The 26,333-nt window shown below is 55.8% G+C and carries 26 protein-coding genes; 13 read left to right on the top strand and 13 right to left on the bottom strand.

Annotated elements, in window-relative coordinates; genetic code table 11:
* Positions 1–15 precede the first annotated feature (15 nt).
* On the top strand, positions 16–564 hold the full coding sequence (locus R0135_RS09790) for a PEP-CTERM sorting domain-containing protein (RefSeq protein ID WP_407346644.1): 549 nt from the start codon (positions 16–18) through the stop codon (positions 562–564).
* 266 nt (positions 565–830) lie between these two features.
* Positions 831–1,364, top strand: coding sequence for a hypothetical protein (locus R0135_RS09785; RefSeq protein ID WP_407346643.1), 534 nt, complete (start codon positions 831–833; stop codon positions 1,362–1,364).
* A 158-nt stretch (positions 1,365–1,522) separates the two neighbouring features.
* Here R0135_RS09785 and R0135_RS09780 read toward each other — a convergent pair whose 3' ends face one another.
* Both R0135_RS09780 and R0135_RS09775 read right to left on the bottom strand, forming a co-directional pair.
* Positions 1,523–3,076: a phytoene desaturase family protein gene (locus R0135_RS09780; RefSeq protein ID WP_407346642.1), complete on the bottom strand. Its 1,554-nt coding sequence runs from the start codon at positions 3,074–3,076 to the stop codon at positions 1,523–1,525.
* 16 nt (positions 3,077–3,092) lie between these two features.
* Complete coding sequence (locus R0135_RS09775) at positions 3,093–3,881, bottom strand: MBL fold metallo-hydrolase (RefSeq protein ID WP_407346641.1); 789 nt, start codon at positions 3,879–3,881, stop codon at positions 3,093–3,095.
* Between the two features lie 230 nt (positions 3,882–4,111).
* Between R0135_RS09775 and R0135_RS09770 the strand changes: the two genes are divergently transcribed.
* From R0135_RS09770 to R0135_RS09760, 3 genes are all read left to right on the top strand, one after another.
* On the top strand, positions 4,112–4,585 hold the full coding sequence (locus tag R0135_RS09770) for a BLUF domain-containing protein (protein ID WP_407346640.1): 474 nt from the start codon (positions 4,112–4,114) through the stop codon (positions 4,583–4,585).
* Positions 4,586–4,652: 67 nt separating this feature from the next.
* A complete protein-coding gene (locus R0135_RS09765; protein ID WP_407346639.1) occupies positions 4,653–5,102 on the top strand; it encodes an ABA4-like family protein in 450 nt (149 codons plus the stop codon).
* Between the two features lie 232 nt (positions 5,103–5,334).
* On the top strand, positions 5,335–6,027 hold the full coding sequence (locus tag R0135_RS09760) for a hypothetical protein (RefSeq protein ID WP_407346638.1): 693 nt from the start codon (positions 5,335–5,337) through the stop codon (positions 6,025–6,027).
* Positions 6,028–6,139: 112 nt separating this feature from the next.
* Here the strand turns inward: R0135_RS09760 and R0135_RS09755 are convergent, their stop codons facing one another.
* Both R0135_RS09755 and R0135_RS09750 read right to left on the bottom strand, forming a co-directional pair.
* On the bottom strand, positions 6,140–7,099 hold the full coding sequence (locus R0135_RS09755; RefSeq protein WP_407346637.1) for a TolB family protein: 960 nt from the start codon (positions 7,097–7,099) through the stop codon (positions 6,140–6,142).
* A 138-nt stretch (positions 7,100–7,237) separates the two neighbouring features.
* Positions 7,238–9,403, bottom strand: coding sequence for a TonB-dependent receptor family protein (locus tag R0135_RS09750; protein WP_407346636.1), 2,166 nt, complete (start codon positions 9,401–9,403; stop codon positions 7,238–7,240).
* Positions 9,404–9,665: 262 nt separating this feature from the next.
* On the opposite strand from R0135_RS09750, the gene R0135_RS09745 reads away from it, so the two are divergent.
* Positions 9,666–10,004, top strand: coding sequence for a P-II family nitrogen regulator (locus tag R0135_RS09745; RefSeq protein ID WP_407346635.1), 339 nt, complete (start codon positions 9,666–9,668; stop codon positions 10,002–10,004).
* A 23-nt stretch (positions 10,005–10,027) separates the two neighbouring features.
* Positions 10,028–10,678 carry a hypothetical protein gene (locus R0135_RS09740; RefSeq protein ID WP_407346634.1) on the top strand — a complete coding sequence of 217 codons (651 nt, stop codon included), beginning with the start codon at positions 10,028–10,030 and terminating at the stop codon, positions 10,676–10,678.
* On the opposite strand, the gene R0135_RS09735 is transcribed toward R0135_RS09740, so the two are convergent.
* The 7 genes from R0135_RS09735 to argH form a co-directional block, all read right to left on the bottom strand.
* The gene (locus R0135_RS09735; protein ID WP_407346633.1) at positions 10,675–11,418 is read right to left on the bottom strand and encodes an HAD family hydrolase; all 744 of its coding nucleotides are present in this window, start codon (positions 11,416–11,418) and stop codon (positions 10,675–10,677) included. The genes R0135_RS09740 and R0135_RS09735 overlap by 4 nt on opposite strands.
* Positions 11,418–12,353: a tyrosine recombinase XerC gene (gene xerC / locus R0135_RS09730; protein ID WP_407346632.1), complete on the bottom strand. Its 936-nt coding sequence runs from the start codon at positions 12,351–12,353 to the stop codon at positions 11,418–11,420. The genes R0135_RS09735 and xerC overlap by 1 nt, the downstream gene beginning before the upstream one ends.
* Before the next feature lie 3 nt (positions 12,354–12,356).
* Positions 12,357–13,013: a DUF484 family protein gene (locus tag R0135_RS09725; RefSeq protein ID WP_407346631.1), complete on the bottom strand. Its 657-nt coding sequence runs from the start codon at positions 13,011–13,013 to the stop codon at positions 12,357–12,359.
* A 104-nt stretch (positions 13,014–13,117) separates the two neighbouring features.
* Positions 13,118–13,948 (bottom strand): diaminopimelate epimerase, encoded by an 831-nt coding sequence (dapF, locus tag R0135_RS09720; protein WP_407346630.1) that lies wholly within the window; start codon positions 13,946–13,948, stop codon positions 13,118–13,120.
* A 30-nt stretch (positions 13,949–13,978) separates the two neighbouring features.
* Positions 13,979–15,223, bottom strand: a complete 1,245-nt coding sequence (lysA, locus tag R0135_RS09715) for a diaminopimelate decarboxylase (RefSeq protein ID WP_407346629.1) — start codon at positions 15,221–15,223, stop codon at positions 13,979–13,981.
* 6 nt (positions 15,224–15,229) lie between these two features.
* Positions 15,230–15,451 (bottom strand): LPS translocon maturation chaperone LptM, encoded by a 222-nt coding sequence (lptM, locus tag R0135_RS09710; RefSeq protein ID WP_407346627.1) that lies wholly within the window; start codon positions 15,449–15,451, stop codon positions 15,230–15,232.
* Positions 15,452–16,849, bottom strand: coding sequence for an argininosuccinate lyase (gene argH / locus R0135_RS09705; protein ID WP_407346625.1), 1,398 nt, complete (start codon positions 16,847–16,849; stop codon positions 15,452–15,454).
* A 195-nt stretch (positions 16,850–17,044) separates the two neighbouring features.
* Here argH and R0135_RS09700 point away from each other — a divergent pair, with 195 nt between their 5' ends.
* The 6 genes from R0135_RS09700 to R0135_RS09675 are packed head-to-tail and all read left to right on the top strand — an operon-like array spanning position 17,045 to position 23,123.
* Positions 17,045–18,115 carry a sensor histidine kinase gene (locus R0135_RS09700; protein WP_407346623.1) on the top strand — a complete coding sequence of 357 codons (1,071 nt, stop codon included), beginning with the start codon at positions 17,045–17,047 and terminating at the stop codon, positions 18,113–18,115.
* Positions 18,112–18,831, top strand: coding sequence for a LytR/AlgR family response regulator transcription factor (locus tag R0135_RS09695; protein ID WP_407346621.1), 720 nt, complete (start codon positions 18,112–18,114; stop codon positions 18,829–18,831). The genes R0135_RS09700 and R0135_RS09695 overlap by 4 nt, the downstream gene beginning before the upstream one ends.
* Positions 18,832–18,881: 50 nt before the next feature.
* Positions 18,882–19,808: a hydroxymethylbilane synthase gene (gene hemC / locus R0135_RS09690; protein WP_407346619.1), complete on the top strand. Its 927-nt coding sequence runs from the start codon at positions 18,882–18,884 to the stop codon at positions 19,806–19,808.
* Positions 19,798–20,583: a uroporphyrinogen-III synthase gene (locus R0135_RS09685; RefSeq protein ID WP_407346617.1), complete on the top strand. Its 786-nt coding sequence runs from the start codon at positions 19,798–19,800 to the stop codon at positions 20,581–20,583. The genes hemC and R0135_RS09685 overlap by 11 nt, the downstream gene beginning before the upstream one ends.
* The gene (locus R0135_RS09680) at positions 20,580–21,875 is read left to right on the top strand and encodes a uroporphyrinogen-III C-methyltransferase (protein ID WP_407346615.1); all 1,296 of its coding nucleotides are present in this window, start codon (positions 20,580–20,582) and stop codon (positions 21,873–21,875) included. Before R0135_RS09685 ends, R0135_RS09680 begins: the two co-directional genes overlap by 4 nt.
* Positions 21,876–21,878: 3 nt before the next feature.
* Positions 21,879–23,123 (top strand): heme biosynthesis HemY N-terminal domain-containing protein, encoded by a 1,245-nt coding sequence (locus R0135_RS09675; protein ID WP_407346614.1) that lies wholly within the window; start codon positions 21,879–21,881, stop codon positions 23,121–23,123.
* Positions 23,124–23,141: 18 nt separating this feature from the next.
* Here R0135_RS09675 and ubiD read toward each other — a convergent pair whose 3' ends face one another.
* Complete coding sequence (gene ubiD / locus R0135_RS09670; RefSeq protein ID WP_407346613.1) at positions 23,142–24,653, bottom strand: 4-hydroxy-3-polyprenylbenzoate decarboxylase; 1,512 nt, start codon at positions 24,651–24,653, stop codon at positions 23,142–23,144.
* A 48-nt stretch (positions 24,654–24,701) separates the two neighbouring features.
* On the bottom strand, positions 24,702–25,970 hold the full coding sequence (gene rho, locus R0135_RS09665; protein WP_407349904.1) for a transcription termination factor Rho: 1,269 nt from the start codon (positions 25,968–25,970) through the stop codon (positions 24,702–24,704).
* Positions 25,971–26,333: the final 363 nt, after the last annotated feature.

The raw sequence follows: 26,333 nt of genomic DNA, 5'->3' as shown, positions 1-26,333 counted from the left end.
AAAATTGGAAACAACATGAAACGAGTAATACTGCCGATAGCGGTAACGGCGTTCACGGTTTGGACGAGCTTAGCCAATGCTTCGTTGATTTTTGATTTTTCTTGGATTGGTGGTTCAGATTCGGTAACGGCTCTGGGCACCATGGAAATCAATGCGGCTGCAGGCGAGAGCTTTGTTTTATCCGATATTGTAGCCACAGACATTACTGTGTCATCTGACTTGTTCACAACTTATTCTTTCACCGGCTGGACTTCAGCTGGGGGAAGCATTGCGGCTGACGGTTTATCGGCCGCGTTTTCAGTCGCAGGGAATCCGTATTTTCAAGACCCAATTCAAGACAGCAAGTTTTTTGGCTGCCTTAGTCCTCTGTGTGGAGGGGGGCATGAAATTCGGGCTGTGTTTGGTGACACCCCGATAGACATATCATACGAGTCAGCGGCCGATGCAGTGGCCTCTATGCAAATGACCAGACAAACAGGCGTCGTTCCAGCCCCTGTCACGTTGCCTCTTTTAGTTCTCGGACTAGCTATCCTCGGATGGTCGAGGCGCAAAAAGCACTCATAGAATTGGGCCAACTGCCTGGTAGCGCGCCAACAGAGCAGGCTTTCTTTTGTCCGGAGATAGGCGAAAGCGGTCCCTGGCGATGTCGCTAACACCTCATAGCGGCCGGTCGGTGAAGATTAAATCAGGTGGTTTCTAGGGCAGCAATCGGCCATAAGCGGACAGTCCCCGGTCGAACCAGTCTGCTTCTCGCACTTACCTCCGATGCACCTTTTAAGATTAAAGCCTCCGCGATACTCTCCAAGTGAAACCCATCGCTGGAGGACGTAATGAAGCTTTCCCAATTCAATGACTACGTGCAGACGTTAGCGACGATTGGCGCAATTGCCGGGCTGATACTCGTGGCCTATGAAATCCGGCAGTCAACTCGTATTGCAGTAGCAGAGTCGTATCGGGATGGTTATGTGGCCATAAACGACCTCATTTTATCCGGTCTGGAATCTGGCATAGCAGGGCCACTAATCAAGGCAGAAACGCAGCCCGACGCTCTCACACCCGAAGAAAAGATGGCTATTAGCTTATGGCTCGAGGCGAATTACCGAACAATTGCCAATGAGTACAGTCAAATAGAGGTATTGGCTGTTGATGCTCAGGAAGAATATCGCGCATTCGACCAATATGTGGAGAGGGTTGCCCCAAGAATTTTTGCCAGTGCCTGGTCAAGGGCATGGTTTTATCAGGAAGCTTCAATACAGGAGCCACGAGCGGCGGAGGGAGTACGTCGAGCGCTTGAGAAAAGCCCGCTTATAAGCACGACCGATCTATTCAAGCAGATAGACGAGGCGGCTGCGACGACTGAGTGATCCCCCTCAAGTAACGCGGGTTCTCTAATACCTCAGCCGCCGTCTACTTTTAGGCGAAAGCGGTCTTTCGCGTGGCGATGAATCCCATGAATTTAACGGCGACGATCGGCCATTAACGGGCTCTCTACAACGGACCAAGTGGTGTCAATCACAAGCGATTATTTAAACTTCTTAAAGACACGTGGATCTATCGCCGCAGCGCCGAGCATCCCACCCAGCAGGGCTCCGGCAATGCCCGGCGTCGCGACGTCCTGACCCGAGAGAAACAACCCTGGCACCGGCGTCCGCGCTGTTAGAGCATCGGAAAGAAGGCGGCGCGGTGTGGTCTCAATCCCGTAGAAACCGCCTTTCTCATGACCAGTAAAAGATGCCGTGGCGAGCGGTGTGCCGAGTTCGCAGTGAACGATTAGTGGTTCGAGCGCCGGAAACTTTGCCGCGAAAAATTCCATGAGCCTCCTTTCGACCTTCTGCTTGAGCGAACGCCACTCGTCTGCGCGCGTTTCTGCTCCGCCGGCTGCAAACTCGGCTACATCTGACCAGTCAGCCCAGACGAATGCCTCGCCGGTATGTCGGTTCGATGGTCCCGGGTCGTGCATAGGATCCTTCAGCGAGGGGAATGAAATGAACATCCAGGGAATCGGCTCATTAGCTGCGGGTGACCAGATGGCGTCGTTCGTATTCCAGCTCTCGTAGAACCAGTGATTGGCGCGCGTAGCGCCATGTCGCTCAATATCCCCTTCGAAACCAAGGAAGATTTCGAAGTGACACATTGAGGGTTTGAACGTGCCTATTTCTTGGGCCCACTCCTGCTGACGAATATCCTTCGGCAGCAGATTCCTGATGGTCCCACCGGCTCCGACCGCGGATACGACAACAGGTGCCCGGAAATCTTCACCTGAGCTTGTGCGTACACCGACGGCTTTGCCATCTTCGATTACGATCATGCTGACCGGTGTGCCAGCGCGTGCGCTGCCACCGGCCGCCTCGATCACGGGAACCAGACCTGCGGCAATCGCCGAGGCTCCGCCCACGGGATAGGCGGCTCCTTGGAGATAGTGGCCCATGACGAGAGCGTGAACGCCAAAGCTAGCTTCCGTCGGTTTGCCACCATAGGTCCCCCATTGTGCCGTTAACACGGCGGCGAGCCGCGGATCGGACACAATGTCCTCGATCACTTGGTGAGTTGTACGGCCACACCATCGCTGGATTTTTTTCCGGTTCCACCAGTTATGGGCCGAGCGGAATGGTTCTGGGATAGCCCGTTCGCTGCTGACCAGGCGCATCGTTTCCTCAGCAGCCAGCAGTGCGTCGAAATACGCGTCGATCTTTTGGGTCTGGTCGGGGAATTGCTCCTTGAGTTCCATTTTGTACGCGTCGGCGGGTCGACCGACAGAGATGTCCAGCCCATCGGGAAAATGAAGCATGTCATAGACGGTGCCGACCGAGCGAAACTCGATGCTTCTGCCGCTGAGCCAGTCGAGAATTCGCCCCGCGAACTGATCGTGACCGAACAAGCCGCAGTAATGGAGGCCAACGTCCCAGGTGAATCCCTCTCTGGAGAATGTATGAGTGAGTCCGCCAATCGTCTGCGCCTGCTCCAGCAGTAATACCTTGTGATTCAGGCGCGATAGGGCGGCCGCCGTCGTCATACCACCCATGCCTGAGCCAATGACAATGACATCAAATCCATTTTCGTCTGTTTGATTCTGCATACCAATGCCTCCAGATTTACACGTTGGCAACGCCACCCGGCCCGAGAATCCTGCATTTTTTCCCGAGCGCCTCAACCTCGCGTTTAAACCTTGCGTCATCGGCAACCGCAAACTTCTTCTTCCAGAGAAACGGAACATTGTAGTGACACGGTATGACCAGTTGCGGATCGATCAGCTCGACAGCCTGTATTGCGTCGTCGACATCCATAGTCCAGGTGTTCCCACCGCCCCCGCCGATCGGAAGCATGAGTACGGTTGGCCTTAGGCCCTCCCATTCGGTCATAAGTAGCGAATCGCCGAGATTCAGTACCGATTTGTTTCCGATTGTGATCTTAAAGGCCATAGAACCGAGGCCAACACGTTCGTCTGGGCCGGGCTTTTGCCTGAGCGTGAATCCAAGAAGCGGCACAGCAATCGGCCCGTGCACTGATCTAACTGCCTCGATAGTGACGCCAGCAAGCTCAATAGACTCCCCCACGTCGAGAGGGTGCAGGTTGCGTAAGTGGATCCAAGACGTAAGCCCACGACCACGCGGATCGACCACAAGAGTTTCACTATTCTCAGTCTTCGTGAGACCGATACCGCACACGACGTAGGCACCCGAAGCGGCGGCGACACGGTCCGACTGCCAGTGATGGTCTGGGTCACCGTGAGTGATGACGATATGGGTAACGCCAGGCCACTTGTCTTTCGGGATCAAACTCCTGAGGGCAAAAATCCACAGATTCTGGCCAGGATCTATTGCGATTCTGGTATTGCCTTCTTCGACCAGAAACGCGTTGTACGTGTAATGAGTGATTTTCACAGGCATTACTCCTGTCGTTAACAGCTCCCGAACCGGTATAAATTCTATGCCAAGCCTCAGCGCGCAATCATTGATTTATCTCAGTGCGTTGGATGAAAGGTCTAATTTAGGCGGGTGTGTCGAAGATGAGCGAACGCAGGGTTTCGCACACGGTTTAGAAAAATGCGCTACTCTCCTTCGATAAAGCGGCTGTTCCGGCCTGCCCAGCATAGACAAAGTGAGCTACATTTATGTTCGACGAACCCGGCTTTCCACGCGAAGCTGACCTGGGATACTCTGCGATTGCGCTTGAAACATTCGTGTACTGTAGTCGTGCCTCCGAAGGCGTCGGCGACGTAGAGGTCGATCGTCTCATCGAGTTCTCTCAACGCCGCAATGCCGCCCGAGGCGTCACCGGGATGTTAGTTTATGGCAACGGCGTCTTCTTCCAATGGGTCGAGGGGCCGCCCAACGAAGTGCGGAACCTGATCGCGAGTCTTCATGGTGATTCGCGGCATCACGATATTGTCGAACTGGATCGAAGTGTCGACAAGCGCGAGCGTCTGTATCCGGGATGGGAGATGGAGCGGGTCGAAGCCGAAGATATCCGCGCAGTGCTGCTGGATGCGCTCGAGAGTGCCCAAGACCAAAATAACGTGGCGGCGCTAAAACGTACACTCGAACACCTGGATTCGGCGCCGCTGGCTTCGCTGGGAATAAGTTAAGCAGGCCAGCACCCCGAGAGGTATCTTGAGCGCAAGCTATGCAAGCCCAATATCAGCGGAGAATAATATGAGTCCCGACAACTTATTTCTGATCTGCAACTATGCCGTTATCCCAGCCTGGCTCTTGCTCCTCCTCCTGCCCCACCATCGCGCTACACAGTTTTTGGTACATGCGGTATGGGTGCCGTTGTTACTAGGCCCATTCTATATTTGGGCATTGTTTTTTGGAGCCCCATCGCCGGAAGGGTCAGGCTTCGGGTCACTTGAGGGCGTAATGCTGCTATTCCAAAGTCCTACAGCAGTACTGGGAGGCTGGATTCACTATTTGGTGTTTGATCTTTTTATCGGCGCATGGATTGTGCGCGACGCCCTACGCCAGGGTATTAATCACTGGCTCACGACTCCAATGCTATTCGCCACGCTCATGGCGGGGCCCGCGGGTCTCATGCTTTATTTACTACTTCGACTGGCAGTAGCACGAACGTATAGGCTGGACGAGTCCATCTCACAGGGGTAAGCATCTAGCTACGGCATGCAACTCCCACTCCCACGCTAGAGTCATCTGCACAATAGATAGAGATATAGGTTTTGTAACCGGGCTCTCCCAACGGGTCCGCTAACAGCTCACCGCAGCCTTATCGGTGAGCAGAATGTACCGATCTTAGGCTCGGTGTATGTTGCTTGTTTATCTGGTCAAATAATTCACCATGGGGCAGTCTCTACACTCAGCCTCAATTGCGAGCCGTTCAATGTTATTGCGCCGCATTACAGAACATACAAAGACTCAAAACTGGTTTGCCGTTGGCATTGACTTTGTTGTGGTCGTGCTCGGGATATTCATAGGCTTGCAGGTTTCTGATTGGAACCAAGCACGTCTCGATGGTCGAGAGGCTGCCTACCACCTGGGCTTTCTTTATGAAGAGCTTCTTGAAGAAATAATTGTCTCGGAAGAGGAGATCAAACGGAGCCGCCTAATTGCATACAACAGCTTCGATGCCAGCACGCTACTCGTAAAAGACGATTGGGAGCCCGAGGATGAAGAAAAATTCAAAGAACTGGTCTACTCTACCTTTCAACTCTGGGGTCCCAAAAGCCGGCCTGTATCTCTTCGGCGCATGATAGATGATGGGAAGCTGGATCTCGTAAAATCGAAACAACTTCAAAAAGCCATCTTAGACTTTGAATCAGCGTACCTCGACGCAATAGATCAAACCGAAACTTCTTATAGCTACTCACTCCAAGTGACCCCAGCGATAACAGCATCTATGAAGTTTGTCGGCCCTAAGATCGTCAGCACCGCCCAGGAATTGAGGTCCAATTATGCTCTTCGGGCAGCCGTGCGCGACAAAGCAATTTGGCAGCGAGTGCAACTCGAGGTCCTCGACGACCTGCAAGGCGCGCGAAACACGCTCAGAGATGTTCTAGCAGAGCACCTGCAATAGAGAAACGAGCGGTGAGGGTCTGAAATCAGCGGTGCGATAGCATCCAAAATCCCCCTCCCCCGGCGAAAGCAGCCGCTATCGAGTCCAGTGATAGCGCTTTACAGTGCTTCGCTCACTGGATGCGCTCGCCAACCAGCGCGAGGCGGGTGCCGTCAGCTGAGACAGTGAGGCGGCTCAAGGTCAGTCCCAGATGAGTCAAATCGACCACCTCCTGCCAGGCGCCGTTGCTCCAGGCCAGCACTTGCGAACCGGTAGAGCTAAGAAGGGTTCCATCGGGCGTCCAGGCGTGGAAGTCGCCGCCCTCAGGCAGGATGGCTACTGCTTCGGTACTCTCGAGATCGAGATCGTACATCTCGACGACGGTGCCAGTATCGGTCACCCGCGTAAAGCTTACTGCCCGGCGATTCGGTACCGATTGAGGAGAGCGGCCCACAGCAGTGGCTATTGCTGTCGTAGCCTGTGTTTTCAATTCTACAAGCTGAAGCTCCGAGGGGTCCTGTAAACGCCACAGCGCTACGTGATCGCTGTCGAACCACGCGTGATAGCCCACTGGTCCGATATCGGCAAAGATAATCTCGGGTGCAGCGCCCTCTTGCGGCATGCGCCACAGACGTCCGCTGGTGTCGTCTGGCGATCTGATATAGCTAATCCCGCCTTCGCTATGAGGGATGGGCGTGGGGGAGTACTCGCCTTGTTTTGGTGTCGCTGTAACGCGAGTCAAACGTTCGGCATCTAGATTCCAGCGCCAGATGTCGGTCCGATCTCCATCCATCTGCACGAACATGAGGTCTCCGTCAGGGGTAAACGACGGTTGATTGTCGTAGCCGGGTCGCTGGGTGAGGTTACGCGGCGACTTGGCGCGCAGCGCGTCGCCCTCTTGCACCAGTTCCAGAAGCCAGACATCCGTGTCGGGTGCTCCAACCGCCGTCGAAGGTTCCGATTCTGCGGATTCCTTAGATAGGTCGACTGATGCCTCCTCGCTACAGCCCGCAGTACTCAGGGCAGTTGCAAGGACTAGCAGGGCGAGGGCACGGGGCAACCCTGAACGGGAGCAAAAAAGAGGATGGCTCATAGACGGCACTCGATTGATGAGATGGCAGATCGGCTGGCGCCGCGATTCTCAGTCTAGTCCCTGGAGATACCGACCTCAACCGGGCCGGGCTTCGCGTCAGATACTCCCATACGTGTTCGCATTTATGGCCGTGAGAATCTAGAACTGATACTGCAATCCTACGGACGCTGTTCGAGGCTTGTTCGGACGAGCTCCCTCGGGCTGTCGTGACACGATGGCGCGTTCGTCAAAGACATTCTCGAATTTGAAAAACACCACCGCATCGTCGCTGAGGGCATAGCGACTGATCAAGTCGGTGACCAGCAGATCTTCGGTTCTGTTGAAGGGATTGCTGTCGTTGTTACAACCGATGGTGACGCAGGTTTCGTCGATGTACTTGATTACCGCGTAGTTGTCCCAGTTCATGGCCGTCTCCAGACCCAAACGCAGGCTCAGTGTGTTTTCTGGAACTGCGGCCAGCGTGTCACCGTCAACGAAACCTTCTTCTACGTTGTCCCGGCTAATCTGTGCGTCGGTGTAGGTGTAGGCAAGATCGATGGGTGCGCTCATGTCGCCAAAACTCAGCACCGTGCTGGCTTGCAGTTCTAAGCCCTGAATAACAGCTTGCCCTGTTGTAAAAGCCCCGGCGGTTGCACCGTTGCTACAGGGATTCGCGTTAGAGCAGTTCTCTGTTTTGTTATCGAAGTCGCTATAGAAGGCGATGGCTTCCAGATACCAGCTACCCGTGTAACGAACGCCTGCTTCCCAGTTGATGCTGGTTTCGGCCTCTTCAAAATCCTGTGCACCGCCTCCAAGGGGTGAAAACCCACGATGCACGCCCGCCAGGGCCTGCCATTTGTCGCTAAGCTCGTAGGTGAATGAGGCGCCGGGCAGCCATTCGCTGGAGTTGTTGCTGCGACGGCTTGGGTCGGTTTCGCGATCGGGATCCGAAAACTGTCGGCGGCTGCTATCCACGTCTTCGTAGCGCAGCGCCAGGTTCAGGTTTAGTGCGCTGGTCAGCTGCCAGCTGTCTACAATCCAGGCAGAAAGGGCTTCAGCGTCTTCCAAACGATTGTCGCCACCCACAGGCTCGATCCGTCCCGAGAGCAGCAGCTGGCCATTAATCTGGTCATAAACGTCGACGGGCTGATATCGATCCATTTCGTCTTCGTGCACACGCATGCCGTAACTGAGGCTGTGATCACCAATCCTGTGATCCAGGTTGAGCTCGATACCACGGGATTCATAGTCGCGATTGTTGTGTTTGTATCCGAGTCCAAAGGCATCCGCAGTGCCCTCAAGGATCGCCTGAGCCGCGGCATCGCCAGTATTGGCAGCATTTACGAAGGAGTTACCCCCGCCGAGCTTGAACCAGTCTCTGGAAAAGTTGTTTTGGTAAGCCGTGACTGTCAGCGACAGATCGTCGCTCACCTGTAGACCGTAGCGGAGGCTGACACCGGCGTGATAATTGTTCATTTCATCAAGAGATGACAATCCGTAGCGTCGGTCTTCGTTATTGGCAAAGTCAGCATCGGTAAGACCCAGGTAGGTCTCATCGGATATCTCGTTGGAGTACTGCGCTTTAAAAAGGACGGACTGCCGCTCGCCGGTCCAGGCGAGTTTTACCAGATAATCCTCGATGTCGTAGCCGCTGTCATTGCCGCGATCGATTTCTTTAAAGCCGTCACTGCGTCGCTGCGCGGTCTCAAGCAAAAAGCCGAATTGGCCGTACTGCCCGCCGATGTTGGCTAGCAAGTCCTGCTCGCCGTTCTGTCCCGCACGCAAATCCAGGTTGCCGCTGAGAGTTTCTGGAATCGGGGTGGAAACCATGTTCACAACACCACCGGTTGTCTGGGGCCCGTAGCGCAGCAGCGGCGCGCCTTTCAGTACTTCTACACTATGCATGCGCATGGCGGTTGGAAAATAGTACGCAGCGGGATTGGAGTAGGGCGCTGGTGCAATCATCACACCGTCTTCCATGAGGGTGATTTTGGATGAACGCTCCGAGGTGGCGCCACGAATACCAATATTGGGTCGCAGACCGTAGCCATCTTCTTCTCTAATGTAGGTACCGGGAACGGTTTTTAGGAGTTGATTAATGTCATTGGCAAATTCGATCTGGAACTGTTCCTGGCTGACCAGTGCAGCGGAGCCGGGGAGCGAGCGCACCTCGTCGGTGTCAGCAAAAATAAATACTTCTTCAACCACCGACGCTCGTTGCTTTGCTTGCAAGTCGCTGTCCTGTGCCTGAACTGCATGAGCGAGAGTGGCGGATACGGCCAGCGCCAAGGCAGCGCGGCGAAAGCCGGTGTTGCTGTTGTTCATTGTGCTCTCCAAGCATTCAAGGAAAATTCGGGCGATGGGCGCCGAGCGAAAAGATGGTACGCACTAAACGCTAAAGAAACAAGTAATAAGAATCATTCTCGTTAAGATTCACGATAATTGGAGTTTGAATCTTGGGATGAGCTGAAACTCCGCTGCTGGTTTTCTTTAGAATGGTGGTCCGCGACAGATGGGAAGCGCTTGCAGCCGGATGCCCTGAGTCCCTATCATCAGGTATCACTTCAACACCAGAGTAGTGCTGCCTATGAAACTCATTACCGCGATCATCAAGCCGTTCAAACTCGACGATGTCCGATCCGCGCTCGCCGACGTGGGGGTTCAGGGAATTACGGTAACTGAGGTGAAAGGCTTTGGTCGCCAGAAAGGTCATACCGAGCTTTATCGCGGCGCGGAGTATGTGGTGGATTTTTTACCCAAGGTCAAAGTCGAAGTCGCCGTGGGCGATGATCAATTGGATACCTCGGTGGAGGCGATTGTGTCTGCGGCTGATACGGGCAAGATTGGTGACGGCAAGATTTTTGTATCAAGCCTTGAACAGGTGATTCGTATCCGGACGCGAGAAACGGGCGAAGACGCCATCTGACAAGTCTCTCGTAACAGTCTCTTATGAGCGATAGCCAAGACCCAGATAGCTCTGGGACTAAGACGGCCACTGAGGCCCCGGGTGGCTTTGCAAGCATCGAGCGCGCGTTCCTGCGCCTTACCTTCTGGCAGACACTCTTGTCACTAGCCGGTGTGTTCACCGGTGGTGTTGCGCTCTATGCGGCGCTTGGAGAGTCCCAGGCAGTACGTCAGCAAACAGCAGCAACCGTGTGGCCTTATGTGCAGGTGATCATTAAAGACCACGTGCGTGAAGATCACGCAGAATTCGCTCTGGAAATTAGCAATGTCGGTGTGGGTCCTGCGCGTATGCGAGAAATGCAGTTGCTGATTGATGGCAGCCCTTACCGCGACTGGCAAAGCGTGCTCACGACGCTTCTGGACGACAGCGCGGCAAGCAAATTGCCGTTCGGGCGCAGTGACGTGAGTCGTCGAGTATTGGCACCGGGAGAGGCCCTGACGTTTTTTCAGACCACAGAGCGAGTTGTTGTAGAGTTGCTGCAGACCGCCATTTATACCGGCAATGTCAGCTTAAGTTATTGTTACTGCTCGATTTTTGATGATTGCTGGCTGGCTGAAATCAAAACAGTTGGAGGCCCCGAACCTGCCCCCGTAGAGCAGTGTCCCAGCTACGGCGATGCCCGTTTCGGCCCCTAGCGGCGTATCGTGTCCTCACTCAACTGCTGTTCCAGTACTGCCACCGCGTCGGGTAATTCGCCGATACTTGTGATTGTCCCGTGCGGTGCATAGCCTTGGCTACTGTGAACCGCGGACCAGGGCGCATTATCGGCATTGAGCCATATTGCATGCATGCCGACTCGAAGAGCGCCCAGCACATCGTGCTCGGGGTTGTCTCCCACGTGTAACACCTCCCGGGCCTCTACGCCTGCGGTGCTCAAGGCTGCATGAAACATGTCGGGAGCGGGCTTACTGGCGCCAATGTCTTCGGCAAGAAACGCAAAATCGAAATATTCACCGGCATCGGTTTTGTAAACATCCGCATTGCCGTTAGTCAGGGCACCTAGCCGAAAACGACGAGCCAGGGTTTCGAGTACCTCAAGGGCCTCGCTGTAGAGTTCGACGGTTTGTCGCTCAGCAAGAAAGACCTCAAAGGCCTGTTGCGCCCCGTCTCTGGCAGCATTCTCGTCAAACCCTGCCGCACGTTGGAGTTCCTGCAGGAACAGTTGGCGCATGCTACTAACATTGTGAGCAAGCTCCGGGTGTGCCTTCCAAACGCGTTTCTTGAGATTCCAAAGATCATCGTGGCTGATCTGGTCGATGGCACCAGGACGATGCGTCAGTAACCACTGGCGCTGTGCTTCTTCGGCGCGCAGCAGTGCCGGCTCCACATCCCAAAGCGTATTGTCCAGATCAAAGGTCACGACTTTGATGGGCATTAGCTATCTTTATCCTTTCGTTTGCGCGCCCGGGGATGAGCGCCGTCGTAGACCTTGGCCAGATGCTGAAAATCAAGATGGGTGTAGATCTGGGTGGTCGATATGTCGCTGTGTCCAAGTAACTCTTGTACGGCTCTAAGGTCTCCACTGGATTCCAGAAGGTGGCTGGCAAAAGAGTGGCGCAGCATGTGTGGGTGTACATCTCGCCCCAGCCCATTGCGCTGTGCCAACAGTTGGATCCGTGCTTGTATGGAGCGCTCACTGATGCGCCTGCCGCGACCACTAACAAACAGGGCCTGTTCGTCCGCCGAGCTTGACGGGGTGGGTCTGTGGGGGAGATAGGCATCTATAGCACTGATAGCTGCCTGGCCTACCGGTACCGTGCGGGTTTTGCTGCCTTTACCGGTAACCGATATGAGGCTCTGGCTTCGATCGATATCGTGTACGTTCACGGCACGCAACTCTGCCAGACGCAGACCCGAGGAGTAGAGCAACTCGGCCATGGCTAAATCGCGAAGCTGCAGTGGATCATTGTTGTCGGCGCGCAAATACACGCCCACCTGATCGGCCTCGAGGGTTCCCGGCAGCTTGCGGCGCTTGCGCGGCGCCTGCACTGCCAATGCGGGGTTGCGACGTTGCCCGGTGTCGCTGCTTTCCCACTGAAAATAGGCCCGCAATGCCGATAGACGGCGTTGCAGGCTGTTGGGTGCCAAGCCTGTTCGGTGCCCCTGGGCCAACCATTGGCGGACATGGCTCTCCTGGACATCGCTACAACTGCGGAGGTTCTGCTGTTGGCAAAAGTCCTCGAAGCTATCGAGGTCTCTGCGATAGGCAGCGACGGTATGCTTGGAGAGCCTGCGCACGCTGCGCAGGTATTCGAGGAAGGCGACTATCCGCTGTGTAAGGCTCGCCGATGGGGTTGCGGCGCCAGACATCGCTTAGGATCGATCGAGCCGGATTAATAGTCCCGCGATGACCTCCGCCGCAAATTCCAAAAACAGTGTCCCCATGTCGCTGTCGTAGTGGTTGGCATTGGAGCTACCCACTGCCAGCGCGCCAAGAGACTTGCCATTGTTTTGGATAAGAGCGATGGCGGCAGAGCCAACGATTTTTGCACCCGGGAACAAAAAGCTGAAGTCCTCCGCTCTGAGTGCACCGCAGCCGGCGGATCCTCGAGACAGTAGTGATCCAAGCTTACCTTTAAGCTGGGACTCCGGGACTCGACGTACGGGATCTGAGTGTTCATCTGCCTCATCAAACAACGTCAAGCTGGCGTACTCGATATCGAAGGCATCGCGGAGCACCTTGACGAGCGCAGTTTCAAGTTCTGCGAGGTTGTGTGCGGGCAATAAACCCAGAACCAGCTCGCGGGTGTCGGCGAACATCTGATCATTGTCTTTTGCCGTGCTTCCCAGATCTTTGAGGCGATGGCGTAGGTCCACGTTCCGGTCACGAAGCACACTCACCTGACGCTCTACCAAAGAAACCGCAGCGCCAGTGGAATGAGGAATTTTTATCAGACCCAAAAGCTCGGGGTTCTTTTGAAAATAGTCGGGATTCTGTACTAAAAAGTCACGAACATCGTCTTCGTCCACGCGTCTGTATGCCTCTTTTTAATCGAATGCTAAAAGCGAGAATAGGTCCTCGCCGTGGTCCTTTGTTGAGCAAGGCTGTAAAACTGTCCCAAAATAACCGGGACCTACAGCCGGATAGTACCTTCGAAACTGATGGCGGTGGGGCCCGTCATGAGCACCGAGTTGTTGTCGCCCTGCCAGTAGATGTCCAGCTTACCTCCGGTCAATTCCACTGTCACTCGATCATCCAGCCAGCCCATGCGCTGACCGTAGACCACCGCAGCGCAGGCTCCGGAGCCACAGGCCTCGGTTTCTCCAACGCCGCGCTCAAAGACACGTAAACGTACGTTTCGGCGATCCACGATCTCTAAAAATCCTGCGTTGTTGCCTTCTGGGAAGTCCTCATGGCTGCGAATCGCCTCACCGAGTCGCTCCAGGCTTCCATCGTCTATAGCATCAACACGCAAAATCGCATGGGGATTACCCATGGACAGCGCGCCAATGCGCAGCTGCTCTCCCGCGGCGACCAGGTCGTACTCGAGAGCTTCGTGTTCCCGATGCAATGGGATGTCTTTGGGGGCGAATCGCGGGGGGCCCATGTCGACCTCGACTTCGTGGTTATCCCGCATAGTCAGGGTCATCAGGCTGTTGCCTGCTTCCACCACCATTGTTTGCAAGTGTGTGAGTCGTCGATGACGAACAAATCGCGCAAAACAGCGTGCCCCATTGCCACACTGACCAGCCTCACTGCCATCCGCATTGAAGATACGGTACCGAAAGTCAGCATTGGCTTGTCCGGGTGGTTCTACCAGCAGCACCTGATCGCAGCCGATACCCCGGCGTCGATCGGCAATTTTCCGAATGTCCCGGGGTCTGAGCTTAATGCGCTGACTAATGGTATCGATCATCACAAAATCGTTACCCGCGCCGTGCATTTTTGTGAACTTCACTGGCATATTATTGTGGTTGTTTTCCGGCTTATGGATTCACTGTGGCAGACGATGCTCACCGCGTAACAGGTCCCCTATAGTCTCCCGCTCTCGGATTAGATAAGGCTTGTTTCCATCAATCATAACTTCTGCAGCGCGGGGACGGGTGTTGTAGTTAGAACTCATTACAAAACCGTAGGCTCCGGCCCCATGTATCGCCAGGAGCGTGCCCGAAGCAAGAGCTAATTCACGATCCTTGCCAAGAAAATCACCGGTTTCGCATACCGGACCCACAATATTCCAAAGCCGCGGCTCGGCGTCGTTGGGACTCGTGGCTTGAATGTCGACCCAGGCCTGGTACAGCGCGGGGCGGATAAAATCGTTCATTGCAGCATCGACCAGGGCAAAGCTGTGGGCGTCGGTTTCTTTGAGGTAGTGCACCCGTGTTAGCAGCACGCCCGCATTAGCGACAATTGAGCGTCCCGGTTCGAACACAAGGCCTAGATCGCGATCACCCAAAGCTTCGCGAACAGCGGCAATATAATCGGCTACCGCGGGAGGTTCCTCATCCCGGTAACGCACTCCAATACCGCCGCCAAGGTCCAGGTGGCGAATATGGATACCCTCGGCTTGAAGAGCATCGACCATCAGTAGCAGTTGTTGCAGTGCATCAAGTAGCGGAGACATGTCTACCAGTTGGGACCCAATATGGCAGTCCAGTCCGGTGATATGGATGTTTTCCATAGTGGTGGCCCGACGCAAAAGCGCCATGGCTGCGTCCGTGGCAACACCGAACTTGTTCTCCCGCAATCCGGTAGAAATGTACGGGTGCGTGCCGGCGTCGACGTCCGGGTTGACGCGGACTGACACCGGGGCGCGCACATTCAGTTCTGCGGCAACGGATTGCAATACTTCAAGCTCTGCTGCTGATTCGACGTTGAAGCAGCGGATACCCACCTGTAAGGCCCGGCGCATCTCATCCGGCCGTTTAACAACGCCCGAAAACACAACTTTGCCCGGGTCACCGCCCGCTGCAAGCACGCGTTCCAACTCTCCCACGGAGACAATGTCAAAGCCGGCGCCGCAGCGCGCGAGTGTGTCGAGCACGGCTATATTTGAGTTGGCTTTTACCGCGTAGCAAACAAGGTACTCGCAGCCCTTCAGAGCCTGGTGATACTGGGCGAGCGCGGCCTCCATGGCTGCGCGGGAGTAGACATAGCAAGGCGTGCCGTACTCCTCAGCGATGGCTTCGCAATCCAGTTCTTCAGCAAACAAACGTTCGTTACGGTAAGTGAATCCCATGCTGCTTCAGTCGCCTCGTCCCGGACCTGCTGCGTCTTCGCCAGACGATGTCGCAGCTGTCGGCTGTTGTTCCTGGGTGGGTTCGGGCAGCGGTTGATACAGATCGCCCATCTGGCCACAGCCCGTCAGGCTCAGCGCCATAGCGCATGCCAGCGTTACCGTTGCCGTTCGTATGTGCTTCATGCCACCGCGCAAAAAGGACGGAAGTATAAACGTCGGCTCTTCCATCTAGCGAGCCTCCAGAGCCTTGGCTGCATTAGCGGCAGCCACCCGCACTTGTGCGGGTGCCGTACCGCCCAGATGATCTCTGGCAGCAACCGAACCTTCCACGGTTAATACCTCAAAGACATCCGCTTCGATGAGCGCGCTAAAGCTCTGGAGTGTCGAAAGAGACATGTCAGCCAGGTCCAGCTCCTGGCGCACGCCTTCGGCTACCGCTTTTCCCACAACCTCATGCGCATCTCTAAAGGGCAGACCTTTGCGCACCAGATAGTCCGCAAGATCGGTCGCGGTAGCAAAGCCTGCTTTGGCGGCCTCGCGCAGAACCTCCTTGCGCGGGGTGACGTGGGGCACCATATCGGCAAATGCCCTCAGGCAGTCCAGCACGGTGTCGATACAGTCAAAGAGGGGTTCTTTGTCTTCCTGATTATCTTTGTTGTAAGCCAGCGGCTGACCTTTCATGAGCGTCAGCAGCGCTACCAGGTGGCCGTTGACCCGGCCCGTTTTGCCCCGCACCAGTTCCGGCACATCGGGGTTCTTCTTCTGCGGCATGATAGACGAGCCTGTGCAGAAGCGATCCGGCAGGTCTACAAACTGAAATTGTGCTGATGTCCAAAGCACCAGTTCTTCGCTCATACGTGAAAGGTGCGTGAGTATCAGTGCGGATGCCGCGGTGAATTCGATAGCAAAGTCACGATCCGAAACCGAGTCCAGAGAGTTTCTTGTAGGCTGGGTAAATTCCAGTTCGGCGGCGGTCTGCTCACGATTAATAGGGAATGTTGTTCCCGCGAGAGCCGCGGCGCCCAGAGGGCATTGGTTCATGCGAGCTCTGCAATCCATGAGGCGACTGTAGTCGCGCTCGAGCATTTCGTTCCAGGCCAGCATGTGATGGCCAAATGTAACCGGCTGGGCACCCTGCAGGTGTGTAAAGCCGGGCATGACTGTGGCTGCGTGATTGCTCGCTAGCTCTATCAGGCCTTGTTGCAAGCGCGTGAGCTCAGCCGCAATGGCATCAATAGCATCGCGAAGGTACAGACGTATATCTGTGGCCACCTGATCATTGCGCGAACGTCCGGTGTGTAGTTTCTTTCCCGCATCGCCAATAAGCGCGGTGAGTCGAGCCTCGATGTTCATGTGCACATCTTCCCGCTCCACGGACCAGGGAAACGTGCTGCTGTTGATCTCATTCTGTACGGTTGCAAGGCCATCTTCGATGGACTTGAGCTCATCTGCGCTCAGAATGTCAGCGGCGGCCAGCATTCGGGCGTGGGCCACCGAGCCGCGAATATCCTGCTCGGCCATACGCTGGTCGAAACTGACCGAGGCGGTGAAACGCTGGACGAAGCTATCTGTAGCTTCGTTGAAGCGTCCACCCCAAAGGCTGGGGCTGTCGCTTTGATCCGACATATTGTGAGTATTCCTGTCAGTGCGGTGTTTAACCGGGCTACTTCTTGTCCCGGTCTAAAAGGCGTGCAAGTATATCAGCGCGCAAGGCCGCGAATGTGATTAACTCAGTGGTTGGCATCAATGCGTTTCGCAAGCTTCTGGCTTGGGTAAAGATTTTTTCACTATGTTTTTTAAACCACAGTCCGGAGGTCCAGCATGCAGCACCCGCGACCTCCGGCGACCGACACTGCAACAGCCCCCGATGATGGCTTCTTTATTCCCGATCTGTGTGCGCCGCAGGCGGTGTTTCTTGCCGTACTTTTGGCGGAGCTGGTGGTTTTGCTGCATGTGCTGGCAAGCGGTCCATTGGCGGAGTTTGACTGGCGCCTCTTAGGGGCCGGGTCTATTTTTGTGCAGTGGAATGCACTGCTGTGCATCGCCGTTATTTGTCGTCTGCGAAAGAGTCTGCTCGATCTGACCCCGGCGGCCGCTACCGCAGTCTGTTTAGGGGTGGTCCTTGCGCTAAGTACGCTGTCGAGCGTACTGGTGTTTCGTTTTTATCCACTGCTGGGACCTCAAAGTGGCGGCCTTGCAGACTGGGCGCTGCGCAACGCGTTGCTGGCATTGATTCTTGCCGCAATCGTGTTGCGCTATGCGTATTTACAGCAGCGGGTGGCATTACAGCAGCGCAGTGAACTACAGCTGCGACTGGATGCCCTGCGTGCGCGAATAAGGCCACACTTTTTGTTTAACACGCTCAATAGTATTGCGAGTCTCATTGCCGTGCAGCCCGAGCGTGCGGAGCAGGCTATCGAAGACGTCGCGGAGCTGTTTCGCGCGGCGCTCTCCACAGGAGATCGCGACAGCAGTTTGGGGGAGGAGTGCCGGCTTTGTGAGCTTTATCTGGAGATTGAGCAGCTGCGTCTGGGGGACCGGCTCAGCGTCGAATGGGAAATTGATGAATCCTTGAGAGATACCACTTTGCCGGCTTTGCTATTGCAGCCCTTGGTTGAAAACGCGGTTTATCACGGTATCTCGCAGCTTCCCAAAGGAGGTGCCGTGCGGATTCGCGCATGGCGGGAGGCCTCGGCCTTGTGTGTAGAAGTGCAAAATCCCGTGTCTGAGCGCGTCGTCAGCCGACCCGGTGGCAATCGTATGGCACTGGATAACATCCGACAGCGATTAGATGCCCAGTACGGTGCGGCGGCATCGCTGTGGGTGGGTGCAGAGCGGAACAGTTACCGTGCGCGAATCAGTATTCCCCTTGCGCAGGCGCCGGCGCAGTGAAGATTCTGATTGTGGATGACGAGCCTCTCGCCAGGCAACGTTTACTTCGCCTGCTGACAAAGTTGCGGCCGGAAGATGAATTTTTTGAAGCGGCCAATGGCGTCGAAGCACTGGAGCAAGTGCGTAAAGAGCAGCCGCAGATTCTGTTGCTGGACATTCGCATGCCTGATATGGATGGCGTCGAGGTTGCTGCCCAGTTGCTGCATGAGCCCGCAGCACCAGCGGTCATTTTTTGCACGGCTTACGATGAGTACGCTCTAGCTGCATTGCGACACCACGCCATCGCTTATCTGCTTAAACCGGTACGTGAGCGGGAGCTGGAAGACGCGCTTGCCGCAGCGGTGCGCGTGAATCGTGCCCAACTGGACTCGCTGGGCGTGGCGGCGGCTGGTCGTGACCGGGTGGTGAGTGCCGGGCACCGGGGTATTGAGACTCTGCAGGTGAGCGACGTTCGTTGCTTTCTGGCGGAAGACAAATACGTACGAGCCTGTGCTCCCGGTGGCGATATTTTACTGAGTGAGTCCCTCAAGGATCTGGAGGCCGAGTTTGCGGGGCGCTTCTTACGGGTGCACCGCAATGCTTTAGTCGCCGAAGCGCACATTGTGCGTTTGCTTCGGGCTGATGATGGCTGGTTGGTGGAGCTTGCCGATGTCGGTGAAAGGCCCCAGGTAAGCCGCCGACATCTCAGCGATATTAAGGCAGCAATCACGGGGTGAGTTGAGCCTCCCAAATGCTATGATTATATTTTTTACCGTACTGAGTTTTCATGCCTGCTGACGTTGTTATAGCTACCCGAGAGAGCCCGCTTGCCCTATGGCAGGCCTACTTTGTTCGTGACACTTTGCTCAAGATGCATCCCGATATCAGTGTGGAACTATTGGGTATGACCAGCCGAGGCGATCAGATTCTGGATGTGCCACTGGCCAAAGTGGGCGGTAAAGGCCTATTCGTCAAAGAGTTAGAGACGGCATTGCTGGATGGTCGGGCGCACATCGCCGTGCACTCCATGAAGGATGTGCCCATGGAGTTTCCCGAGGGTCTCGAGCTTGCGGTGATTTGTGAGCGCGAAGAACCTGCCGATGCATTTGTCAGTAACAATTACGAGAACCTTGATGCGCTGCCAGCGGGCGCCGTTGTGGGTACTTCCAGCCTGCGCCGGGAATGCCAACTGCGTGCCAGCCGCCCGGATCTCAACGTTCGTTTTTTAAGGGGCAATGTGAATACGCGCCTGCGTAAACTCGACGAGGGTGAGTACGACGCGATCATCCTGGCCTGCGCTGGTCTTATTCGTTTGGAAATGGGCGAGCGTATTCGAGCACGGATTCCTGTTACGGACTCACTGCCCGCCGGGGGGCAGGGAGCCGTCGGTATCGAAATTCGTAGTGACGACGCTGCCACCCGGGAGCTCCTGGCGCCGCTTCATCACGGACCCACCGCCGAACGTGTTTTAGCCGAGAGGGCGCTGAATCGTCGTCTGCAAGGAGGCTGCGAGGTCCCTATTGCCTCCTATGCGGTACATGAAGGCGATGAGCTTTGGTTGCGTGGCCTCGTGGGTCGGCCCGATGGCAGCCACACTTTGCGCGCGGACGCTCGAGGCAGCCGCGACAATCCCGAGGCCCTGGGAATCTCTGTCGCTGATGCGCTTCTTGAAGCTGGTGCAGCACAGATACTTGCTGAGGTTTATGACCGCTGAGCAGCGCGTATTGGTTACCCGGCCCGCGGGTCAGGCCGATAGCTTGATGTCATCGCTGAGCCAGGCCGGGTTTACGCCGCTGCATATGCCTATGCTGGCCATTAATCCCATCGACCCATTGCCTGGCATCGCGCGCCAGCGAATCCTTGATTTGGACCGCTATGAGCACCTTATTTTTGTGAGTGCCAACGCCGCGCGTCTGGGCATGGCCTGCATTTTGGACTACTGGCCGCAGCTGCCTCAGGGGCAGATCTACTGGGCGGTGGGGCAGAGCACGGCGCTTTGCCTGGAGGCTGAGGGTCTACAGGTTTCGCGTCCCGAGACTGACATGAGCAGCGAGGGCCTGCTGGCGATGCCCGGGCTTCGGGATTTGCAGTCGCAGCAGGTTTTGATTATCAAAGGTGAGGGCGGTCGCAAATTTCTCGAAGAGCAATTGCGAGAGCGAGGCGCCAAGGTAGACTCATTGGAGTGCTATACGCGGGGCTTTGCTGCAGAAGATGCTCAGGCGTGTCGAGACTTGATTGCGATGCCTGAACTGAAACTTATTATGATCAGTAGTGGGGAAGGTTTGGAGCGGCTGTCAGGTTTGCTTCAACCCCGGGAACACACTAACTTAGCTACGACTACCTTGCTGGTGCCGTCGCTGCGAGTGGCACAGCAGGCCGGTGAGCTTGGGTGGGAACACGTAGAGCAGGCCGAAAACGCTTCTGATGCTGCCATGTTGGCGGCGGCTACAACCTGGCGCAAGGCGTATTTGCAGGAGACACAGCATTGAGCTATGAGAAAAATCAGGATGAACCGGGTAGCGCAGCTGACACCCAGGTTACTGATGCCAGAAGTACTGATGCTGAGCCTGCGAAGGCTGCACCATCAGCGAGTGCCGAACCTGTAGCTATGGCTGTGGCGCCTCAACCTGCGCCCGCAGCGACTACGCCCGGTGCTCCTCCTGCGCGCTCTGGCGCCACGCCCATTGCCTGGTTGGCCTTATTGCTGGTTCTGGTGATGGCAGCGGGTGTTTTCTATCTCATTACGGACATGCAGCGTCGCGAAGGGCTTTTGCTTCAGCGAGTGCAGGGCTTGGAGTCGGTCTCGGGTCAGGACACGACGACCTTTGATCAAATGCGCGACAACCTCCAGCGCAAAATTGAAATTGAAGTTGAGGCGATGCAGGCCCGGCAACAGCGTGCGGAGGAAGATCTGCGGCGCGCCCTGGAAACTCAGCAAAGCCAGGTGAATCGTCTTGAGTCATCTGCCAGTGATGCAGCCGGGACTGTGCAGCGGGTGGTAGATGAGCAGTTGGGCGGCTTGCAGCGGGCGCTTCGAGAGCAGCAGCAGCGTATCAATGACCTCACTGTAGAGGACCGAGAAAGCTGGCAACTGGCCGAGGTGCAATATCTTTTGCGGCTGGCCAATCAGCGCCTGATTATGACTGGCGACAATGTATCTGCCGAGGCCTTGCTGCGAAGCGCCGATAACATTTTGCGGGGTATGGACGACGCAGACCTGCATACTCTGCGTTCGGCGGTTGCCGCCGATGTGGCCGCCTTACGTGCGGTGCCCAGTCTGGATATTCAAGGACTGTATTTGCGCCTGGATGCGCTGATACGCCAGACCGATGCTCTGGTCCTGTTTGAATTGCCTGATCGACGAGTTGAGATAGAGCCTATAGCCGATGGCGATTGGCAAAGCCGGCTTGCCCAGGGCTATGAGACTGCATTGGCCAAGTTGTCTGAATATATTGTAGTGAGTCGTCGCGATGTCCCCGTAGAGACTCTTATGGACCCCCAGTACGAAGGACTGGTGCGTCAGAATATGCGCATGCTGCTGGAGCAGGCGCAGGTGGCCATGCTCTCTGGTAATGAGCTGCTGTTTCGCCGGAGCCTGGAGCGTGCAGAGGGCTGGGTGACGCAGTTTTTTAAAGCCGACGAGCAGTCCGCGGTGGCCATGGCCGAGGAGCTTCGTGGCATTCGAGATGAGCGGGTGTCTGTGACTCTGCCAGATCTTAACGCCTCGCTTGAGGCGCTGGATACTGTGATGCAGGCGCGCCTCGCCCGCAGTGGTAACTGAGCTATGGGCGGTTTATTTATCATCGCATTGCTGGCACTCGTTGCCGGTGTGGGCATCGTCGCACTAATCGAGACCGAGCCTGGATACCTGCTCATTGCCTACGGTGGCTACACGGTAGAGACCAGTTTTTGGGTGGGGATACTGCTCATAGCAACAGTCGTGTTGTTCTTGTATGCCTCCTTACGTTTTCTGCATCGTCTTATCACCAGTCCGGCTAATGTTTTGAACTGGGCTGGGGAGCGTCGACTTCGCCAATCTGCGCGACTCACCAGTCGCGGTATCATCAGTTTTATAGAAGGCAACTGGTCGCAATCGCGAAAGCAGCTGCTGCGAGGTGCCAAATACAGCGAATCGCCACTGCTCAATTACCTGATGTCTGCTCGGGCAAGCTATCGGCTTCAGGAGCCCGAGGCGATGCGTCGTCAGCTGGTGCAGGCTGCCGAGAGTGATCTTGAGGCGATCATTGCCGTGGATTTGACCCAAGCCGAATTGCAGCTCAATGATCGACAGTATGAAAAGGCTTTAAAGACACTTGAGGCCGCCAGAAAGAGCCCCGCCAAGCATCCTCAGGTACTCCATTTGTTATGCAAAGCCTACGACGGTCTGGGTGACATAGAAGCAATGCTCGTTCTGCTACCAGCGCTGCGTAGGCATCGTATTGGCGGGGCATTGGAGCTTGATGAGCTCGAAGCGCGTATTCATCACGACTTGTTGGAACAGGCAGCGGTCACCGGGGATGCCGGGCTGTTAAAGACTCGCTGGAAGAAGTACCCCGCACGGCTTGTGGATGATGAGGCGGTGCAACTTCATTATCTCTCGTCTTTGCTACTGTGCGATGAGGCTTCTACGGTGGAGCGCGAGATTGAGCGTCGCCTGAAGAAGCACTGGAAGCCGGCCCTGGTAAATCTTTATGGCCGCATTTCCCGTCAGAGCGCACAAAAGCAGCTCGCAACGGCCGAGGGCTGGCTGCGTCAGCACAGTGACGATCCAGATCTTTTATTGTGTCTTGGGCGTTTGTCCATGGTAGAGCGACAATGGGCCAAAGCTCGAGACTTTCTGGAGCGCAGCCATGCCGCAAGGCCGAGTGAAGAGGCGTGTCTGGAGCTGGGAAGGTTGCTTACGGCCGTGGGTGATCACACAACGGCTGCACAAGTTTTCCGTTTGGGTACAGGTCTTCGCGGTGAGCCTCTGCCAGAGCTACCCCAGCCTGATGATGTCGTTCCCGAGACACATAGACTCGAGACTTGAGCAGGGTACGAGGCTTCACTAACGGCGTCGGGGAGCGGGATCGACGCCTATTCCAAGCTCTTCCCACATTGACTCGACCCGTTCGCTGACGGCCTCATCCATGCGGATGGGGGCACCCCACTCGCGATCAGTTTCGCCCTGCCATTTGTTGGTCGCATCAAAGCCTACCTTGCTACCAAGGCCTGCTACCGGCGACGCAAAGTCCAGATAGTCGATGGGCGTGTTGTCGATAAAAACGCTGTCGCGTCTAGGGTCCATGCGCGTGGTCATTGCCCAGATAACATCCTGCCAATCGCGCACATCTACATCATCGTCAGTCACAACAATGAACTTGGTGTACATAAACTGACGGAGAAAACTCCAGATCCCCAGCATCACGCGTTTTGCGTGTCCCGGGTATTCTTTGCGCATGCTCACGACCGCCATGCGATAGGAGCAGCCCTCCGGGGGGAGATAAAAATCGATGATTTCTGGAAACTGCTTTTTCAAAAGTGGAACGAAGACTTCGTTAAGTGCTACGCCAAGAATTGCCGGCTCATCCGGTGGTCGTCCGGTGTAGGTGCTGTGATAAATCGGCGCTTCGCGACTGCTGATTGCCGTCACGGTAAACACCGGGAAGCTCTCGACTTCGTTGTAGTAACCCGTGTGATCACCAAAGGGCCCTTCGTCGGCTTCTTCTCCTGGTTCGAGATAGCCCTCGAGAATAAATTCGGCTGTGGCGGGTACCTGCAGGTCGTTGGCTTTACACAGAGGCGTTACACATTCGCAAAGTTCGGTCTTGGCGCCGCGCAGCAGGCCGGCAAAGGCATACTCCGACAAAGAGTCGGGTACCGGCGTCACCGCACCGAGTGTCGTTGCGGGATCTGCGCCCAGAGCCAGTGCCACAGGGTAGCGCTCGCCCGGGTGTTCAATCTGCCAGTCGCGATAGTCCAACGCCCCGCCACGGTGCGATAGCCAGCGCATGATCAGCTTGTTACGGCCGATGAGCTGCATGCGATAGATTCCAAGGTTTTGCCGAGTCTTATTCGGACCACGGGTAATCACCAGGGGCCAGGTGACTAACGGTCCAGCATCGCCGGGCCAGCAAGTTTGTATTGGCAGGTCGTAAAGGTTGACGTCGTCGCCCTCACGAAGATGCGTGCGACAGGGGGCATTGCGTACCAGTTTGGGGCCCATATCCAGAACTTTGCGCAGTAGGGGCGCTTTTTCCCAGGCGTCTTTGAGACCTTTTGGGGGATCAGGTTGCCGCAGGTATGCCAATAACTCGCCTATCTCTCGTAGTGCAGAGACACTCTCTGCGCCCATGCCCAGCGCAACCCGTTCCTCGGTGCCGAACAGGTTCGCAAGTACCGGTACCGTGTGGCCCTTGGGGTTTTCAAACAACAGGGCGGGACCTTTGGCGCGCAAGGTGCGATCCGCAATCTCGGTCATTTCGAGATTCGGGTCTACTTCCTGAGTAATTCGTTTAAGCTCACCGCGAGCTTCAAGCTCGGCGATAAAACCACGCAGATCGCTGTAGCCTGCTGCCATAGTCTGTTTTCAGCTTCTGTTTTGGGTTAGCTCAGTGTTCGCCAGGTGCTATTTGCGCTTCATTGACATAAAGAACTCTTCGTTGGTCTTCGTATCTTTGAGTCGATCCATGAGGAATTCCACAGCAGGCGTGTCTTCCATGCCGTGCAGGAGTTTTCGCAGGATCCACATGCGCTGCAATTCTTCCTCGCCCGTGAGTTTCTCTTCCCGGCGGGTGCCGGAGCGACGAATATTGATCGCGGGATATATGCGCTTCTCGGCAATCTTACGGTCCAGGTGCAGTTCCATGTTGCCCGTGCCCTTGAACTCTTCGTAGATAACCTCGTCCATTTTCGAGCCAGTATCAACCAGCGCGGTAGCAATAATAGACAGACTGCCGCCCTCTTCAATATTTCGCGCGGCACCAAAGAAACGCTTTGGACGTTCCAGAGCGTGGGCATCGACACCACCGGTCAATACCTTGCCGGAGCTGGGTATGACGGTGTTGTAGGCTCGCGCCAGACGCGTAATGGAGTCCAGCAGGATCACCACATCACGTTTGTGCTCAACTAGACGCTTGGCCTTCTCGATGACCATGTCTGCAACTTGCACGTGACGCGAGGGGGGCTCATCAAAGGTGGAAGCCACGACTTCTGCTCCACGGATACCCACAGAGCGTTGCATCTCTGTGACTTCCTCCGGACGCTCATCGATGAGCAACACGATCATGTAGGTTTCGGGGTTATTGGTGAGGATCGCCTGGGCAATGTTCTGCATCATGATGGTCTTACCCGCCTTCGGCGGTGCGACCAGGAGTCCACGCTGGCCTTTACCGATGGGGGCTACCAGATCAATGATCCGGCCAGTGAGATCCTCGGTGCTGCCGTTGCCTACCTCTAGTGTCAGGCGCTCATCCGGGAACAGCGGCGTGAGGTTCTCAAACAGTATCTTGCTCTTGGAGTTTTCAGGTCTGCTGAAATTGACCTCGCCGATTTTAAGCAGCGCAAAGTATCGCTCGCTGTCTTTGGGTGGGCGAATCTTGCCGGTAATGGTGTCACCGGTGCGTAGATTGAAGCGGCGAATCTGGCTTGGCGACACGTAAATGTCGTCAGGGCCTGCCAGGTAAGAGCTGTCCGCAGAGCGCAGGAAACCAAAACCGTCCTGGAGTATTTCCAGAACTCCATCTCCGTGAATGTCTTCACCGCTCTTTGCGTGACGCTTCAGGATAGAGAAAATAATGTCCTGTTTACGCGAGCGAGCAAGGTTGTCCAGACCAATAGACGCCGCTATATCGATAAGTTCCTGCGTCGACTTGGTCTTCAGGTCCGTAAGGTTCATGGGCTCTGACGAGCGCATCGCATCTGACACCGCCGGTGGTGGCTTGTTGTTAGAGCGCGACTTCCCGCGACCCTGGGAGCGGTTCCGCGAAGGTCTGCTCGGTGCATCGCCTTGATTCCCTCCCGATGCAGGGCCGGCTGTTGCCGAGGCATCACTTGGAGCCTCTGAGGTTTCAGCTGGGGCAGGCTTTGCGGCGGCGGGAGCCTCGCTTGTGGTTTCCGGCGCGGTGGGCTTGGCAACTGCGGGGGCAGGCGCATCACTTTGCGACGAAGTTTCAGGCGAGTTTTGTGTTTCAGTTTCGGTTTGCGATGTACTGGACAAGTTTGAGGAACCAAAGAGAAAGGGTTAGTGGGTTCGCTGACG

The organism is Congregibacter variabilis (genome assembly GCF_045689235.1).
Lineage (GTDB): Bacteria > Pseudomonadota > Gammaproteobacteria > Pseudomonadales > Halieaceae > Congregibacter > Congregibacter variabilis.
This window is presented reverse-complemented; position numbering and strand designations above follow the sequence as displayed.